This window comes from Pseudomonas sp. GW823-FHT02E01 (assembly GCF_058797535.1).
This window is the reverse complement of sequence record NZ_JBXAJS010000004.1, coordinates 402,601-417,913: the sequence shown is the minus strand read 5'-3', so window position 1 is coordinate 417,913 and position 15,313 is coordinate 402,601. Positions and strand designations below refer to the sequence as shown.

14 protein-coding genes are annotated in these 15,313 nt (G+C 56.1%); 6 read left to right on the top strand and 8 right to left on the bottom strand.

From position 1 onward, the window contains the following. The first annotated feature begins 1 nt into the window (after position 1). Both grxC and secB read left to right on the top strand, forming a co-directional pair. A complete protein-coding gene (gene grxC, locus AC1RDQ_RS12080; protein WP_154910705.1) occupies positions 2–256 on the top strand; it encodes a glutaredoxin 3 in 255 nt (84 codons plus the stop codon). Between the two features lie 56 nt (positions 257–312). Then, positions 313–798, top strand: a complete 486-nt coding sequence (gene secB, locus AC1RDQ_RS12075) for a protein-export chaperone SecB (protein ID WP_008047739.1) — start codon at positions 313–315, stop codon at positions 796–798. A 116-nt stretch (positions 799–914) separates the two neighbouring features. Here secB and trmL read toward each other — a convergent pair whose 3' ends face one another. Further along, the gene (gene trmL, locus AC1RDQ_RS12070; protein ID WP_090452600.1) at positions 915–1,370 is read right to left on the bottom strand and encodes a tRNA (uridine(34)/cytosine(34)/5-carboxymethylaminomethyluridine(34)-2'-O)-methyltransferase TrmL; all 456 of its coding nucleotides are present in this window, start codon (positions 1,368–1,370) and stop codon (positions 915–917) included. Here trmL and AC1RDQ_RS12065 point away from each other — a divergent pair. Then, complete coding sequence (locus AC1RDQ_RS12065; protein ID WP_057712405.1) at positions 1,369–1,809, top strand: hypothetical protein; 441 nt, start codon at positions 1,369–1,371, stop codon at positions 1,807–1,809. The two genes, trmL and AC1RDQ_RS12065, sit on opposite strands and share 2 nt — an antisense overlap. Before the next feature lie 556 nt (positions 1,810–2,365). On the opposite strand, the gene ntrC is transcribed toward AC1RDQ_RS12065, so the two are convergent. The 5 genes from ntrC to AC1RDQ_RS12040 all read right to left on the bottom strand — a co-directional run bounded on the left by ntrC (position 2,366) and on the right by AC1RDQ_RS12040 (position 6,692). Continuing rightward, positions 2,366–3,802 carry a nitrogen regulation protein NR(I) gene (gene ntrC / locus AC1RDQ_RS12060; RefSeq protein ID WP_046040882.1) on the bottom strand — a complete coding sequence of 479 codons (1,437 nt, stop codon included), beginning with the start codon at positions 3,800–3,802 and terminating at the stop codon, positions 2,366–2,368. Further along, positions 3,799–4,884, bottom strand: coding sequence for a nitrogen regulation protein NR(II) (glnL, locus tag AC1RDQ_RS12055; protein ID WP_340312482.1), 1,086 nt, complete (start codon positions 4,882–4,884; stop codon positions 3,799–3,801). Before glnL ends, ntrC begins: the two co-directional genes overlap by 4 nt. Positions 4,885–5,111: 227 nt before the next feature. After that, entirely contained in the window at positions 5,112–5,732 is a 621-nt protein-coding gene (locus AC1RDQ_RS12050) for a DUF4124 domain-containing protein (RefSeq protein WP_492587375.1), read from the bottom strand. Next, positions 5,729–6,244, bottom strand: coding sequence for a DUF4124 domain-containing protein (locus AC1RDQ_RS12045; protein ID WP_492587374.1), 516 nt, complete (start codon positions 6,242–6,244; stop codon positions 5,729–5,731). The genes AC1RDQ_RS12050 and AC1RDQ_RS12045 overlap by 4 nt, the downstream gene beginning before the upstream one ends. Positions 6,245–6,269: 25 nt before the next feature. Then, positions 6,270–6,692: a cupin domain-containing protein gene (locus AC1RDQ_RS12040; protein WP_492587373.1), complete on the bottom strand. Its 423-nt coding sequence runs from the start codon at positions 6,690–6,692 to the stop codon at positions 6,270–6,272. Between the two features lie 275 nt (positions 6,693–6,967). On the opposite strand from AC1RDQ_RS12040, the gene gmtY reads away from it, so the two are divergent. The 3 genes from gmtY to gmtX are packed head-to-tail and all read left to right on the top strand — an operon-like array spanning position 6,968 to position 11,716. After that, the gene (gene gmtY, locus AC1RDQ_RS12035; protein WP_492587371.1) at positions 6,968–8,434 is read left to right on the top strand and encodes a gamma-mobile-trio recombinase GmtY; all 1,467 of its coding nucleotides are present in this window, start codon (positions 6,968–6,970) and stop codon (positions 8,432–8,434) included. 2 nt (positions 8,435–8,436) lie between these two features. Next, positions 8,437–11,061 carry a gamma-mobile-trio integrase GmtZ gene (gene gmtZ / locus AC1RDQ_RS12030; protein ID WP_492587370.1) on the top strand — a complete coding sequence of 875 codons (2,625 nt, stop codon included), beginning with the start codon at positions 8,437–8,439 and terminating at the stop codon, positions 11,059–11,061. Then, on the top strand, positions 11,054–11,716 hold the full coding sequence (gmtX, locus tag AC1RDQ_RS12025) for a gamma-mobile-trio protein GmtX (protein ID WP_492587368.1): 663 nt from the start codon (positions 11,054–11,056) through the stop codon (positions 11,714–11,716). The genes gmtZ and gmtX overlap by 8 nt, the downstream gene beginning before the upstream one ends. Before the next feature lie 42 nt (positions 11,717–11,758). Here the strand turns inward: gmtX and AC1RDQ_RS12020 are convergent, their stop codons facing one another. Both AC1RDQ_RS12020 and AC1RDQ_RS12015 read right to left on the bottom strand, forming a co-directional pair. Beyond that, entirely contained in the window at positions 11,759–13,192 is a 1,434-nt protein-coding gene (locus AC1RDQ_RS12020; protein WP_492587367.1) for a UvrD-helicase domain-containing protein, read from the bottom strand. Next, positions 13,185–14,891, bottom strand: coding sequence for an ATP-dependent nuclease (locus AC1RDQ_RS12015; RefSeq protein WP_492587366.1), 1,707 nt, complete (start codon positions 14,889–14,891; stop codon positions 13,185–13,187). The genes AC1RDQ_RS12020 and AC1RDQ_RS12015 overlap by 8 nt, the downstream gene beginning before the upstream one ends. Positions 14,892–15,313: the final 422 nt, after the last annotated feature.

The window sequence follows — 15,313 nt, the reverse complement described above, 5'->3', positions numbered from 1 at the left end:
TATGAGTAGCGTCGTCGTCTATTCCAGCGATTACTGCCCTTACTGCTCGCGAGCCAAGTACCTGCTCGAGAACAAAGGTGTGGCCTTCGAAGAGATCAAGGTCGATGGCAAGCCGCAGGTTCGCGCTGCGATGGCCCAGAAGGCCGGGCGTACGTCCGTGCCGCAAATCTGGATCGGCAGCACCCATGTGGGCGGTTGTGATGATCTGTTCGCCCTGGACCGCGCCGGCAAGCTCGACGCGCTGCTCAAGGCCTGACGGCAATACCCCAAACAAGCAAACCTAAAAGAACCCTGGATCAAGAAGGATCTGCGATGACTGACCAACAGAACACTGCTGCGAACGAAGAAGAAACTGCACCGCAATTCTCCTTGCAGCGCATTTATGTGCGTGACCTGTCCTTCGAAGCTCCGAAAAGCCCGGCGATCTTCCGCCAGCAGTGGGAGCCGAGCGTCGGTCTGGATCTGAACACCCGTCAGAAGACGCTGGAAGCCGACTTCCACGAAGTCGTGCTGACCCTGTCGGTTACCGTGAAAAACGGTGACGAAGTGGCGTTCATCGCTGAAGTGCAACAGGCCGGGATCTTCCTGATCAAGAACCTGGATGACGCTTCGATGAGCCATACCCTGGGTGCGTTCTGCCCGAACATCCTGTTCCCGTACGCTCGCGAAACCCTGGATAGCCTGGTGACCCGCGGTTCGTTCCCGGCACTGATGCTGGCTCCGGTGAACTTCGATGCGCTGTATGCGCAAGAGCTGCAACGCATGCAGGCTGCTGGCGAGACTCCGACCGTTCAGTAAAAGCGTATCAATACTGTGGGAGCGAGCTTGCTCGCGATGAGGTCACCAGCTTCAACATCAATGTTGACTGATGCACCGCCATCGCGAGCAAGCTCGCTCCCACATTTTTTTGGGGGTTACTTGAAGTCGTTCTGACGCCAGGCTTCGTAAACGGCCACCGCCACGGTATTGGATAGATTCAGGCTGCGGCAGCCCTCGCGCATCGGCAGGCGCAGGCGTTGCTCGCCGGGCAGGGCATCCAGCACTTCGGCGGGCAAGCCACGGCTTTCCGGGCCGAACAGGAATGCGTCGCCCGGGGCGAAGCTGGCATCGTGGAACGGCCGCGAACCCTTGGTGGTGAAGGCGAACAGTCGTGGATGGCCGAGGCTCTCCAGGCAGCTGGCAAGGTCCGCGTGGCGTTGCAGGGTGGCATACTCGTGGTAATCGAGGCCGGCCCGGCGCAGGCGCTTGTCGTCCATCTCGAAGCCCAGCGGTTCGATCAAATGCAGGTGGCAGCCACTGTTGGCGCACAGCCTGATAACGTTGCCGGTATTCGGCGGAATTTCTGGTTGGAAAAGGATGACGTGAAACATGCACGGCTCCGAAGGCAAAGATGACGCGCATTCTACGCCGCCAGAAGGCGTGCGTTCGAAACTATTCCTGCGGGTAATGGGCTCGCTGGCGATTGTCGGGGTGATGGTCGGGATGATGATCGGTCGCCTGACCACGCCAGACCCCAGTCAGTTGCAGCAGGTGGAAGTGACGAACGACGGGCTGGTGGTGTGGTTCAACAATGAACCCAAGACCCACGGCGAAATTGTGGACGGCAGTGTCGCGCTGCTGTTTGGCGCCGAGGGCAAGGCGCAGAAAGGTCAGCTCAAGCTCGGCGGCAAGGACGTGAACTGGCGGGTACGTTTGAGCGATGGGGGGTTGTTGCTGACACTGGTAGCGGCCCGGCCCCTGCGGGGCGAATGGGTCGGTAGCGAGGTTGATGACCGCTGGCGGCTGGAGATCCATCTCCGGGAGCAATAAAAGAGGGAATCCCCGGCCTGCCTGTACCAAGGTTCCCGAAACGGGAGGCTCGTCGCGAGTGCGGTGTGAGCCTGGTGTAAAGAAGGAACCCCTGACCTGCCTGTATCAAGGGCCCCAAAACGGCTGGGCTCGTCGCGGGTGCGGTGTGAGCCCGATGTAAAGAGGGGAATCCCCGGCCTGCCTGTACCAAGGTCCCCGAAACCGGGTAGGTGAACTGATTCACTTGAAAGGGTTATTGCAGGGGGCATGCCAGGTTTTAACAGCTTGGAACAAAAAATCGCTTTGAAGCGCTGAAAGCCCCGAGATCCGGGGCTTTTGTGTTTTTGGGTGGTGGGTAGTATCGAGTTTTATGGCGAGGTTTCAGGACAGTGGTTGTGCGCGATTGCGGTTCACGGTGCATTCAGTCGGTGCATTGATGGCTCTAAAAGCATCGCGAGCAAGCTCGCTCCCACAGGGTTCGAAGGTGTCTGCACGATCGTGAAAACACCGAAAATCCACTGTAGGAGCGAGCTTGCTCGCGATTGGGCCTAAAGATCAGCGAAGTACTAAAGGCTGTTTAGCCCTCATCCCCCTCATCATCATCCCCGCCATCAACCTTCATCCCCAATTCCTTGATCTTGCGAGTCAGGGTGTTGCGTCCCCAACCCAGCAAGACGGCGGCATCACGGCGGCGACCGGCGGTGTGCTTGAGGGCGGTCTCGATCATAATCCGCTCGAAGGCCGGTACGGCGCTGTCGAGCAGGCTTGACTGACCACGGGCCAGCGCCTGGTCGGCCCACTGGCGCAGGGCCTGCTCCCAGTTGGTCACGGGCGCCGAGTCCTGAGGCAGGCTCAGCAGCTCCGGCGGCAGGTCACCGATGTGCACTTCACGACCCGAAGCCATCACCGTGATCCAGCGGCAGGTATTCTCCAACTGCCGCACGTTGCCGGGCCATGGCAAGTTCTTCAGGTATTCCTCGGTTTCGCTTTTCAGCAGCTTCGGTTCGACTGCCAGTTCCTGGGCGGCGCGGCCGAGGAAGTGCTTGGCCAGGGTCGGGATATCTTCGCGGCGATCCGACAGGCGCGGGATATGGATGCGGATCACGTTGAGGCGATGGAACAAGTCCTCACGGAATTTCCCGGCATGCACCAGGGTTTCCAGATTCTGGTGAGTCGCGGCGATGATGCGCACATCGACCTTCACCGGCACATGACCGCCGACGCGGTAGAACTCGCCGTCGGCCAGTACCCGTAGCAAGCGGGTCTGGGTGTCAGCGGGCATGTCACCGATTTCGTCGAGGAACAGCGTACCGCCGTCGGCTTGCTCGAAACGCCCGCGACGCAGGTTGGCCGCGCCCGTGAACGCGCCTTTCTCGTGGCCGAACAGTTCGGATTCCATCAGGTCTTTGGGGATCGCCGCCATGTTCAGCGCAATGAACGGCGAAGCGGCGCGCGGGCTGTGACGATGCAGCGCGTGGGCCACCAGTTCTTTACCGGTACCCGATTCACCATTGATCAGCACGGTGATGTTGGAGTGGCTCAAGCGTCCGATGGCGCGAAACACTTCCTGCATCGCCGGCGCTTCGCCGATGATTTCCGGGGTGCGGGTCAGGGTCGGGGCAACTTCCAGGCCTTGTTGTTCCTGAGCGTGCTGGTTGGCGCGCTTGACCAGGGAAACCGCTTCATCAACGTCGAACGGCTTGGGCAGGTACTCGAACGCGCCGCCCTGATAGGACGCGACAGCGCTGTCCAGATCGGAGTGCGCGGTCATGATGATCACTGGCAGCCGCGGGTGCTGTTCGCGAATCCGCGCCAGAAGCTCCAGACCGCTGGCGCCGGGCATGCGGATGTCGGAAATGATCACGTCCGGCTGCTGGCGCGCCAGACGGCTCATCACGCCATCGGCGCTGTCGAAGCTTTGCGTGGTCATGCCTTCCTGTTGCAAGGCTTTTTCCAGGACCCAACGGATAGAACGGTCGTCATCGACGATCCACACGGTTTCACTACGGCTCATGTCGATGTGGCTCCTTGTTCCAGTGGCAGAAAGATCGAGAAGGTGGTGTGGCCGGGGTGGCTGTCACATTCGATCAGGCCCTGGTGCTGGCTGATGATGTTCTGGGTAATGGCCAGGCCCAGCCCGGTACCGTCCGGACGACCGCTGACCATGGGGAAGAAAATGGTTTCCTGAAGTTCTGCCGGGATGCCCGGACCGTTGTCGATGATTTCGATCTTGGTCACCAGGCGATGGCGCACGTGGCCGATGGTGAACTGGCGCATGGCGCGGGTGCGCAGGGTGATTCGCCCCAGGCGCAGTTCGTTCTGGCTGCTGATGGCCTGCATCGCATTGCGCACGATGTTCAGCACGGCCTGAATCATTTGTTCGCGATCGATCAGGACGTCGGGGATGCTTGGATCGTAGTCGCGCACCAAGGTGATGCAGCCCTGGCTTTCAGCCTCCACCAGATGGCAGACACGCTCAAGCACTTCATGGACATTGCACATGGCCAGCGACGGCAGTTTGTTGGAACCGAGCATGCGATCCACCAGATTACGCAGGCGGTCGGCTTCTTCGATGATGACGTTGGTGTAGTCGCGCAGGCTCTCTTCCGGCAGTTCCCGGGCCAGCAATTGTGCTGCGCCGCGAATCCCGCCCAAGGGGTTCTTGATTTCATGGGCAAGGCCGCGCACCAGCATCTTGCTGGTTTCCTGTTTCGACAGCTGTGCTTCTTCCTTGGTGATCCGCAGCAGGCGGTCACGGGGGTGGACTTCGAGCAGCAGCATCGTGTCGCCGTTGCTCAGAATCGGTGTTACTGCGTAGTCGACGGTCAGGGTCTGACCGGTGAGGGCGGTGAGCATGGCTTCGCGCTTGGTGAACGGGTGCGCCTGCTCGACGGCCTGGCGCAACGAGTTCAGCGCTTCGGTCGATTCGGTAAACAACTCACTGATGAACTGCCCATGGCTGCGCTGACCGCTGATGGCCAGCAGCATCTCCGCCGCCGGGTTCATGTACTCGAGGCGCAGTTCGGCGTCGAGCAGGATGGTGGCAGTGGTGAGGTTGTCGAGTAGCAAACGGTGGAGTGCGTCGCTAATGGTCATCGGGACCTCTTTTAGGGCAGAGCGTGCGTAAAAAAATGCTGATACGGGCAAAATGCAAAAACCAAACCAAGGCTCCGAAAAGAAGCGTTCAGCGCCTGAAACAGGCGTTTGACGCTCGTTTACGTGGCGTTCTGCCAGCTATCGCGGGTACTTTCGAACCAAAATGGGTTGGAGTGTGAGTACGGTGCAAACAATTGCACCAATATAGTGCGCAAGCCTGAACGAGGTTAAAAGAGTCTCAAGAAAGGATTTTTTTCTTCGCCTGGTCTGTCGCTGAGCGGACATTCCGGCCGCTGGCCGTAGTCTTCGAGAGTGCAGGGTTTGATCCTGCGCTTCTGGGCGAGAGACGTGCGCTGCATGTGGAAAGGTTGGTTGGCGGTGCGTTCGACGATGCGCCCCTGTACGTCGAGGATTTCCACGGACAGGGTATGGCTGCCGCGATCGATGTTGCTAAGCGGGAACACCGGGCTCAGGCCAGGTTCGGCGGTGGGCTGGCCGTCGAGCAGCAACCGGTAGTGGTGACCGGGTTGCAGGGCCGGTTCGTTGGTGGCGCTGACAATGACTTCGCCGGTGTTGCTGCGGATGGTTGCGTCGGGTTCCGGGATCAGGATACGCAGCACCTCATAGTGGAACAGCGCCTGTACTTCAGGACTGCTCTCGGCGATCAACAGTGCTGCGCTGGTGGGGTTGGCCGCTATTCGATTGCTCTTTGTCAGCGGTACACGCCGGGCGTCGCCGGGTTTTGGCTGGTCGGTGAAAACCCGGTTGCCCTGAGCATCGACATACATGAAGACCTCTGCCGAGGCGGGCTGGGCGATCAGGCAGGCGATCAGTAGCCAGGCCTTCAAGGTATGTGCACCCGCTGTACGGTGAATGTCAGCGCAGGGCTCTGCTGCACAACGTTTTCGCCATCGATCACTTGCACGGCGAGGCGGTGTTCGCCGCGATCGATGTTCACCAGTTGCAGGATCGGCACATTGCCTGGCTGGCCGTAGGGCTGACCGTCCAGCAGCAGACGTAACAGGTGGGTGGCTTGCAGGCGCGGTTTGATCAGTACGTTAATCGTGAAGGTGCCATTGTTGGCACGTAACGCTTCTGTGGTGGGCAGGCCGGTGAGTTCCAGTTTTTCGTAGGCTCGGTGGGTCGGCTCGGTGTTATTGCCTGCCAGAGGTTGTGCAGGATCGACGGGCGGTTGACGCTCGATGCTGTTGATCGGTGGCAAATCAACCGCCCGGGCGTCAACGCCATCGGGCGGTTGATTGCTGTAGGCGGTATTGCCGGCGGCATCGGTGTATTTGTAGATTTGGGCCATCACAGGAGAAATGAAGGACAGCAGTAGAAGTAATAAAAGTGGCCGCATTCGGACTCCCTGTGTGAAGCAAAGGCTACTCCGCCAATGGAATACCTTCGCTGCCAGCATAGAACACAACAAGTTCTACCGGTTCATCGCCGGTGACTCCGCGATGAGTGATATTGACCATTTCGGCCAGTGCTTCGCCTTGTTTGACGCGTCTGGTCTGGCCGCTGTTCCTGTCCTCGATAGTTAGCTCGCCTGAGAGGATGTAGCCCGCGTTGGGAATGGGATGGGTGTGCCAGGGGAGTTTGGTATTGGCAGGTATCGTGAGCTTGAGCACTGTCAGCTCGGGCACGGCATCCGGGTAGCGAATGTAAGGTGTGCCATCCCACGACTTGCTGCTTTGAAGCAGGATTTCCCGTTCGATGTCTGTCGATGGGGAATTTGTGGTGCAGCCTAGAAGGGCGAGGGCGGTGAGAGCGGCCAGTAGCGTCTTGAGTGGGAAAATTTTCATCATTCCATCCGTTGATTGCAGGTAGAGAACAGCCTACGAGTCATTCAGATGGGTTGATGCCGGACGATGCTGTGTGTGCCCGAAGAGATGTCTAACTTTATTGTCGGAAGTTGCCTACAAAAAAGGCCTCCCGAAGTTCTTTGCAGCGCAGTACTAGTGTACTAAAACTACTAATAGCCCTCGTTCAGAGGGCTATTTTTTTGCTTTTATATTGCATACTTGACAGCCCTAAATGTACTTTAATACTAAAGGAACAATGAAGCGAGGATGGCTTGATGCCAGCAGTGGATGCATATGCAAAGGTCGTGGTCGATGACTCAGGATTTCGTAGCGAAATTCTTGTCCTACTGACCGAGAAAGGGGTTGTGCTACCCCTGCTGGACTATTTGCTGAATAAGCAGAGTGAACGCAGCCTGTCCTGGCAGCGCAATGTGGTCATTGCGACGAAGCTGCTGCTTGAATACATGGAAGCCAATCAGCACAACTTTTTAGACCCCAACACGCTGTTTCAGTCATTCGCAGCCCGCCTCTTTACTGGCACTGTTGGTGATGACGGACTCGATCCATCCGGTCTCTACTGGATACCTGCCAGTACCGCCATGGCCAATCGGCACCTCAATGCCCTCAAGGGACTGACCGATTACCTGGTTGATCACCAGGACGTTCAGAATATGAACCCTCTAGTGACCGCCAGTAGCTATGACCAACGCCTGAACTATGCCGCGTGGTACCGACGCAACCAGAACGATTTTCTCGGTCACATCAAGGACAAAACTGTTAACGAAACCGTCCGAAAGGCGCGCAACGTTAAAGGGCGGCGTGCGTTGAGCAAGACCGACTATGATGCTATTGCCTTCCCTGAGCGGTTACTCGAACGATTTTTTCTAGAGGGAGTGGGCGGCGCACAGGATCGGCGCTGCGCTGTTCGTGACCAGCTGATCTTGCTCATGATGCACGGCGCAGGCTTGCGCGAAAGCGAGCCTCTGCATTTGTGGGTACAGGATGTGTTGTTCGACCCGCACGACCCAACCAAGGCCATCGTCCGTGTTTTTCACCCCGAAGAAGGCAAGGCGCCAGATGATTGGAAAAGTCGAACGGGAAAGACCAACCGCTCGGCCTACCTGCGAGAAACTCATTCTCTCGCCCCGCGCAATAACCTCAGAGGCACCAAAGGTGTGGGCTGGAAGGTTCGACTGCATGACCACCGCGACAACTACATCCAGTTACATTGGTTTCCAACCGACTATGGCCGGCTGTTCCTGAAACTGTGGAAGGAACATCTGTATTACTTGGCCAGCATTGACCGCCATCACCCCTATGCCTTCGTTTCCTACGAGAAGCGCACTTTGGGGCAGCCCTATACCTTAAATGCTTTAAACAAGAACTATGCCTCCGCGATGGCCCGTATAGGGCTGAGCACTGCCAAGATCGAAGGCCGCTCGCCTCATGGCCACCGCCATGCCTATGGCCGCCGGATGACCCGCGCCGGCATTGACCCGGTGATGCGCAAGAAAGCTCTGCATCATTCATCGCTCGAATCCCAAGCCGTCTATACGGCTCCCGGCATAGCCGATGTCAGCCAAGCGATGGAGCAGGCGAGTAAGCGCCTGGATGAGCATCTGGCAGAGGGCCGGCTTATTCAGCCTTTCAGCAACTGGGACGAGCTAGTGAAAACCGGATTTGAAGACATTGACCCACTCGGCCTGCTGTCAGGGCCACATGCCAAACTTAGGAAGCACTGACCATGGGGATAAAGAGAGGCAAGCAAAATGGTCGTGGCACTGATCTGACCTTTGCCTGGCTCACTCAGGATCATGGCGCGCAGTGGGAGAAATGGCGCGTACTCATGACAGGTTGGATAGCGACTCAGCATCAGGGCGTTAGTCTTAAGTTAGGCTCACTGGTTTTCTTTGTAATGCACTACCTGCCTAAGGTGCCCAATGGACACCAGCCTGGCTATTTGTTTCAAGCGGCTAAGCAAAGGGCAATGCCCGACCTTGAAAGTATGCTTTTAGATGCCCGCCCTACCGAAGCTATCCGTCTGCAGAACTACATCGCTGAGTTCATCGATTGGGTGATTGCCGAACATTTCTCTGAGCCGAATGACCAAGGCCGGATGTTGCAACTGGTGGACAACCCATTCGAAAAGGCCAGCAGAAAAGGCATGATCACTACGGAATCGGTACATAACCCGCTACCGTATACCTACATCAAGGAGCTGCGCGAAATCCTTTGTCCTCGACCCTTTGGCGTCTTCAACGACTGGATTTGGGCGCAACAGGCCACCGGTAAAGAGCGCTCTAATGGCCGTTCAGCTGCAAAAACCGGCGACTGGTTTGAGGTCGATCCCTCCCTGATCGATCCTGACGATCCCGACTGCGTGTGGCGAACCCGCACCCTTACTCGGCGTATTAATCGGACAGACGAAACGATAAAAATCCACGAACTTTGGTCTCCCGCGCGCGCCGTGGCCCTGCTGCTCAAGTTGCATCTGCCTCTACGCACCTATCAGGTTCGCTTTCTCGACTCGGGTGAAGCCGATACCTGGCGCTATGAAAAAGGTGAATGGGTCTTCAACCAGCGGCATCCGTTCAAGAACGGTAGCGAGAAAAACCCTTGGAGCCGAGGCGTGTTCTCCCGTATTCGCAGCCTTGACACTGGCGAGATCATGACCGGGCTTTATATCAACACCAACAAGACTGCTGATCAGAATCAGGACGAGCGTCAGCGCGGCTACACCATCCCTTGGCAACATGCTGAAGTGTTGTACTGGCTAGAGAAGCTGCGGAACTGGCAGGAGAAATACAACCCGATTGATCAGCCAACACCCTGCACGGAGTTGGAAGGCAAGCATTTTGGTAATGCCAAGTCGGAACAGCAAAAACGCGACATGGGTGCCATCTGCTTCTTGTTCCGCGATGCCAAAGCCAAAGGGGAGGATCGTTTCAAGCCTACTACGGCGAATGGTCTCGACTTGATTTGGTATCGACTCCTTAATGCTCTGGAAGACCGGGTAGCGGCTCGCGGGCAGACCCTCAGTGACGGCTCTCGATTGCAGTTTGTGAAGGATTACGGGGAGGGTTATGCACATAAAAAGACAGCCACCGAGTTTCCATTGCATAGTCTGCGAGTGTCCCTGCTGACTTGCTTTGCAATGGAAGGTCAAATTCCGATGCCAGCGCTGTCCAAGCTCCTTGCCGGGCATTCGCGACTGCTGATGACGCTCTACTACACCAAACCGACGCCAGCCATGATGACCCAGGCACTGGACGCGGCGACTCTGAAAGTAGAGGCCGCACAGGCCGACAGCTTGCGCACTTTCTTACGCGATGCTGACATGCGCCAGATCGGGAGCAAGATAGCCTACCGCGACGAAGTCTCGCTACAAGCGGCGCTGGCGAACCGCAATCCGGTCGGCTGGGAGCATCGCCATGTCGGCATTTGCCTGGTTGGCGGCAACACCGCCAAATCCAATGAGTCGGGCAGTGTAGGTGGCTGCTGGAACGGCGGCGAATACATGCATACGAGGGGAAACGCTGGGGATATATATGGCCCCGTCCCCAACGGCCCAGAGAATTGCACTCGTTGCCGCTGGCTCGCTACCGACGCACGTTATCTGGACGCCCTGCGGGCGCAATTTAACAACCAGAGCTACAAGGCATCCCTGGCTGCCAACCTCGCTGTGGAGCATGAACAGGTGCGAGACACCTTGCTTGATGCCCGCTATCTGGCCACGGAACAAGGTAGCCCTTTCCTCCAGCAGCATCAGTTGCAGGAGGCCGAGCGGCGCTATGAGAAGCAGATAGTCCTCGCCGATCAGTATGCCAAGGACATGATCGCCACCTTTCAGCTAATTGCCCGTGTGATCGCCATCGAGGAAGGCCGTGCCGAAGGAGACAACGCCACCAAACTCGTGGCTGTCGGCAGCATGCAGGACGTTCATCAGCCTATTAGCCTCATCGAAACCCGATCGGAGCTGCTGCAACTGGCCCAAATTTGCGAAGACGCCGAGCTCTACCCAGATCTGGCCGATGACCTGCGCAAAACGCCTGCCATCGAAAAACGCTCTCGTGCGCTCAACAATTTGCTGATGCGCAATGACTACACCCCTCTTTTTATGCAGATGGACGAACGCATGCAGCTCATCGCCGGCAACGCCATGATGCGAGCCATGGCACGCCAAGCCTCGCCCAATGACCAATTGGAAGGCTTCAGCTACATCACTGGAGTATTGGAAGCCGGGCAGCATCTGCAACTGCTCCCAGACGGCATCAAGGCCTTGGAAGAGATCTACCAAGACCCGGTAATCAAACTGTCCGATTTGATCGCCACCTCAGCTAAAGCCATTCAGGAGTCGAGCCATGATTGATGCCCAGGCGATCTTTGAAGATCTCAAAGCGCACGCCTCAACGCGGCAGGCAAAGTCGCTGACTGTTCTCAATGAAGTGCTGAAGTCCCAGCACTCCTCTGGCGTGCGAAATTTCTCGATTGCAGAGATTGCACGCCAGTCCGCCGAACGCGGAGGCCCCAGCGCCCAAACCATTCGCAACAAGACGGGCTTGGTCTTTCGGCAGCTCATCGAGGCCTGGGCCGCTCAAGCCGGCGCCTCGATGAAAGCCCCTATCAATCCACTGGCCAAAGCAAACCGGGTTCCAAAGGATTACGAATTGCTTGAGCGGATCTCAGACCCGGCCTTGCGAGCGTTGTTTGGTCAGATCATTGCCGAGCGCAACCGCTACCGCAATGAACTCAATACGCTCAAGGCACACAGCGAGCTGATTGTAGATAGGCGACCTATGCAGCAATTCGAACAACCTTCGGAGAGCGGTGCTGTGCAGCTAGTGCAGACACTAAACCTCAATGACATGGAGGTCGAAGCGCTGAAGGCGGCTATTTCGGACGAGTTCTTCGGGTTCCGGGAATGGGCTGTGAGCGCAGCCGGCCAGGTCAAGGATGAAAACAAGCGCGAAATCTACAAGCATGGCTACGTGAATGCCATCAAGAAGGTTCTCAAGGAGGTCTGACCCATGCCGATGAACTGGTAGTTCTGATTCCATGTCGAGCAGCTACTTTGCTGGCACATGCCTACCGCTGCCAATGATGGTGAGAGATTTAGAACCACGGGTCATCGCGACGTACAGATCCTTGGCGTCGAGGACATCAGCGTCCAAGATTACAGCATGGTCATATTCAAGGCCTTTGACTAGCAAAGTGGTTCCGATGAGTTTTTGGTGTTTGATAGGTCGCCCCGTATGCCTCATCTCGCGCTGGTATACCTTGCCGACCTCCGGGAGCGTCATGTCTTCATTTTCGCCGTGGATCTTCAATACCTGGAGCAAACGATTCAGTAAGTCACGACGATAAGCCGACGTCTCCGGATTGGATTTCAACGCCAGGAAGAAGGCCTTAAGACGGCCGCTTGTAGGGCTTTCAAGGTAGGCGTTTGCAGCAAGTAGGACCGCAGGATATTTAGTACCTTTCCGTTGCGCCGCAACTTCACCTCTTTTGGTACCAGCCGTCAATGTGCCACTCACACCGGTAAAACATTTCTTTGCAAAATCTAGCGCAATCAGGAAACTCTTTTGAGTGGCCTTAGCGGCGCCCAACTTTTCTAGGAATGCATGAAGTACCCTCCCTTCAACTTCCTCAATGGATGAAAACCTGCCTCCCATGGTTCGGGCCAACAGATGCGTCTTGTTTTTGGACTGCTGATCTCCGCCATACAGAGCGATAGCGCTTTCGTTATGACCTAACAGGTTGCAAAGAGCGGAATACTGTTTTGAGGCTAGGTATTCAGGTTCGGTGTGAAGCCAAATCACGCTGGGTGGACGTTTACTGGAAAGGTCAATTTTCAGACCTGCCTGAATTTTGGTGCGAACCTCTTTGAGCCAGGCTCCAAGCTGGGGATTTCCGGCCTGCTTCCAGCGCCAAGGTGTCTCCAATTCGCCCAGACAATCGAAACTGGGATAGACGCTAGCCTCCCAGTCCACTGGCTTGCCATCGTCGAAATCAAAAATTGCCTGCATAGGATCGCCCAGTACCCGGCAAGGCAGGAGTTCTGCTAAGGCACAGACCAATGAGTGCTGTAGGTCTGAGCAATCCTGATATTCGTCGACATAGATACCAGCGTATGTGGTCAAGACGGCACGCCTGATGAATGCCTTCTTGAGCAACCCAGAACAGCAGGCATAGAGCTGATTCCACTGTTTATTGGTCGGGCTATCTATCGTCCATCCTGATCTCTTCGGGTAGGCCAAACAAAGGCGCAGCGACCAGCTTGCAATCGTGTCCACCTGATACTTGGAAGCCGGCACACCGAGCGCTGTCATTTTTGTTTTGATCGAATTGACGCCGGCGTAAGTATGAGTCAGCACCAATTGCCTGCCGTTCGAAGCACGCACTGCCAACGCGATGAGATAAGTTTTTCCATACCCGGCGGGGGCGATCACATATCCTTTCGTGGTGCAGCCGTTGAGTTTGGCTGCTAGATCCTCAGACATGCTCTACCCACGTCCATAGATTGTTGAGTTGGCTGGCAAGGTTCGATTTAGCGAACTCTGCGTTTTTGAAGGCAGGCCGTATCGTCTTGAACCAGAGGTCACCCCGAGTGATGTCTTTGAACCAACTGGACTTCTTCGCCGTAATACCGATGGCCACTCTCAACGCGGGATTGTCCTTCCAACTTCCTAAATCTTTGTCCAGCTCTCCCGGGTATCTAGATGCCACCTGATCGCGAACTGAGTAGCCCAGCCTATCCCGAGCAAGTTGCACACTCGCCAAGACATCCGCCCACGGTAGATCCTGGAAGGCACGTTCTTCCAGCGAAAGCTTGTCGCTCCACATGTAGACCGCAATGTCTAGGTCAGTGAGCTCAGCTGCGTCCTTGGGCGAAAACTGCTCTTCAGCGTCTCCATCAGCAAGCACCGAAACGTGGTAGTGGAGTGCTTTGAATGCTTTGGCAATCGGTTTCACATTTCCACCACCCCGAACGTCCAGCAACGCCACACCATGGAAAGACAATGGATCCTTTTTGTTCTCGACTTGGTGATCGTCGAATCCTCGCAGGAAGCCGACCTCTGTAGCGCCTTCGCACACTACGACTTTCTTCGCAAGGAACGCTTCCGCACTTGAACGAACCTTGCCCTGCATCTCGTGCTCTTCAAGCCCTCTCTTCGCAGCAGGAATTATCTGCACCAAGCCATCTTTGCTGTGCACAACGTAAAGCTCTTCGATTGTGAGTTCACGCAACACTATGGGAGAGTGGGTCGTGAGGAAATACTGTCCGCGCCTGTCTTCTCTGATGTGCTTGATCAGCCGGGTGATCCGATGCGGCTCCAAGCCAAACTCCACTTCGTCGAACAAGGTAATGTGGCCTTCCTCTAGGCTCATCTTTTGGATACCGCACAGAAGCATGCGCCTTGATCCAAGACCCAACTGACGCAGTGGCATATCACCGTCATGCAGGACTAACCCACCCACCTTCAGATTTATCGAATTCAAATCGAGATGCGCCTTGTAGGCGTCGACCACCGGGACGCCTAGGAGCTTGGCTATTTCCTGGGACTTCGAGGCCGCTGCGTCGAAGTTCTTCAGGGTGACAGGCCGGCTAATATCCAACGACGTCCTAGCGGTCCTCGAAGCGTCTGCTAACAGCTCATTCAGACTCTGTGCTGCCGTCAGCTTCGCTAGAGCAGTCCCAGTCGCCCATGAAAGCTGCCTTTCACTGTAAGCGCCGATCAGACCCACGCTTACTGCATTTCGGTCGGCTTGCCTGAAAGAAGTGCCTTCAGGATTACGGTCAGAGACCACGATCCACTTCGGCTCCAGATCCTTCTCAACCGTGAAGCGTATGGTCAGAACATTTTCTAGGTGATCATCCGGCTCGTCGGTGATTTCGAGCGCTTCGCTATCCCAGCCTCGAAGGTGGTGTCCATATTTGTTGAGTGAGCAGAAGTCGTCGACAAGGTCGCCAATGGTTATTTCGATGGCAATGGAGTTCTCAATCTTGCACTGGTAAAAGTCAGAGTCGCTGAGCGCGAGGTTCCATTGGGGATAGAATGTATAGCGGACTGCATCCAATATCGTTGACTTGGACGAGTCACCTTTCCCAATTAGGCAGAAAATGTGAGCTTTCGGAAGACTCCACTCTAACTCCCTGATCCCTCGAAAATTCTTGATATTTAGTTTTCTGATTTTCACCGAGCAGCGTCTCCTTGAACCTCATTTATCAAAGTAGGGCGAGCTATGATGTATTGCCCCCCTCTGACTCCCTAAGTGCAGCCCCCAAACGACTGTTCGCCTGGGCTCCAATCATAGATGCATTTTGGAATAGTGGGAGAAGGCGCAAATGCATGAATCCTCCCGACTGAGGGCTTTATCTCTGCAATAACCCTTACGGCTGACGTGTAAGCTTCGCAGAGCATGCTCCTCAATGTGATTTCGTCGGTTTACACGAGGGCGAACTGACTCCATGTGGGGCCGTTTTTCGATGGAAAAAAGAAATCCTCTGATGCGCTGGGTAATTGCACTGACCTGACCACCCATTTGCATTCGACCTGACCAGCCATTTGCGTCGGACTTGACCAGCACGCTTTGTAATCATAACCGGCAGAGAACGGCCA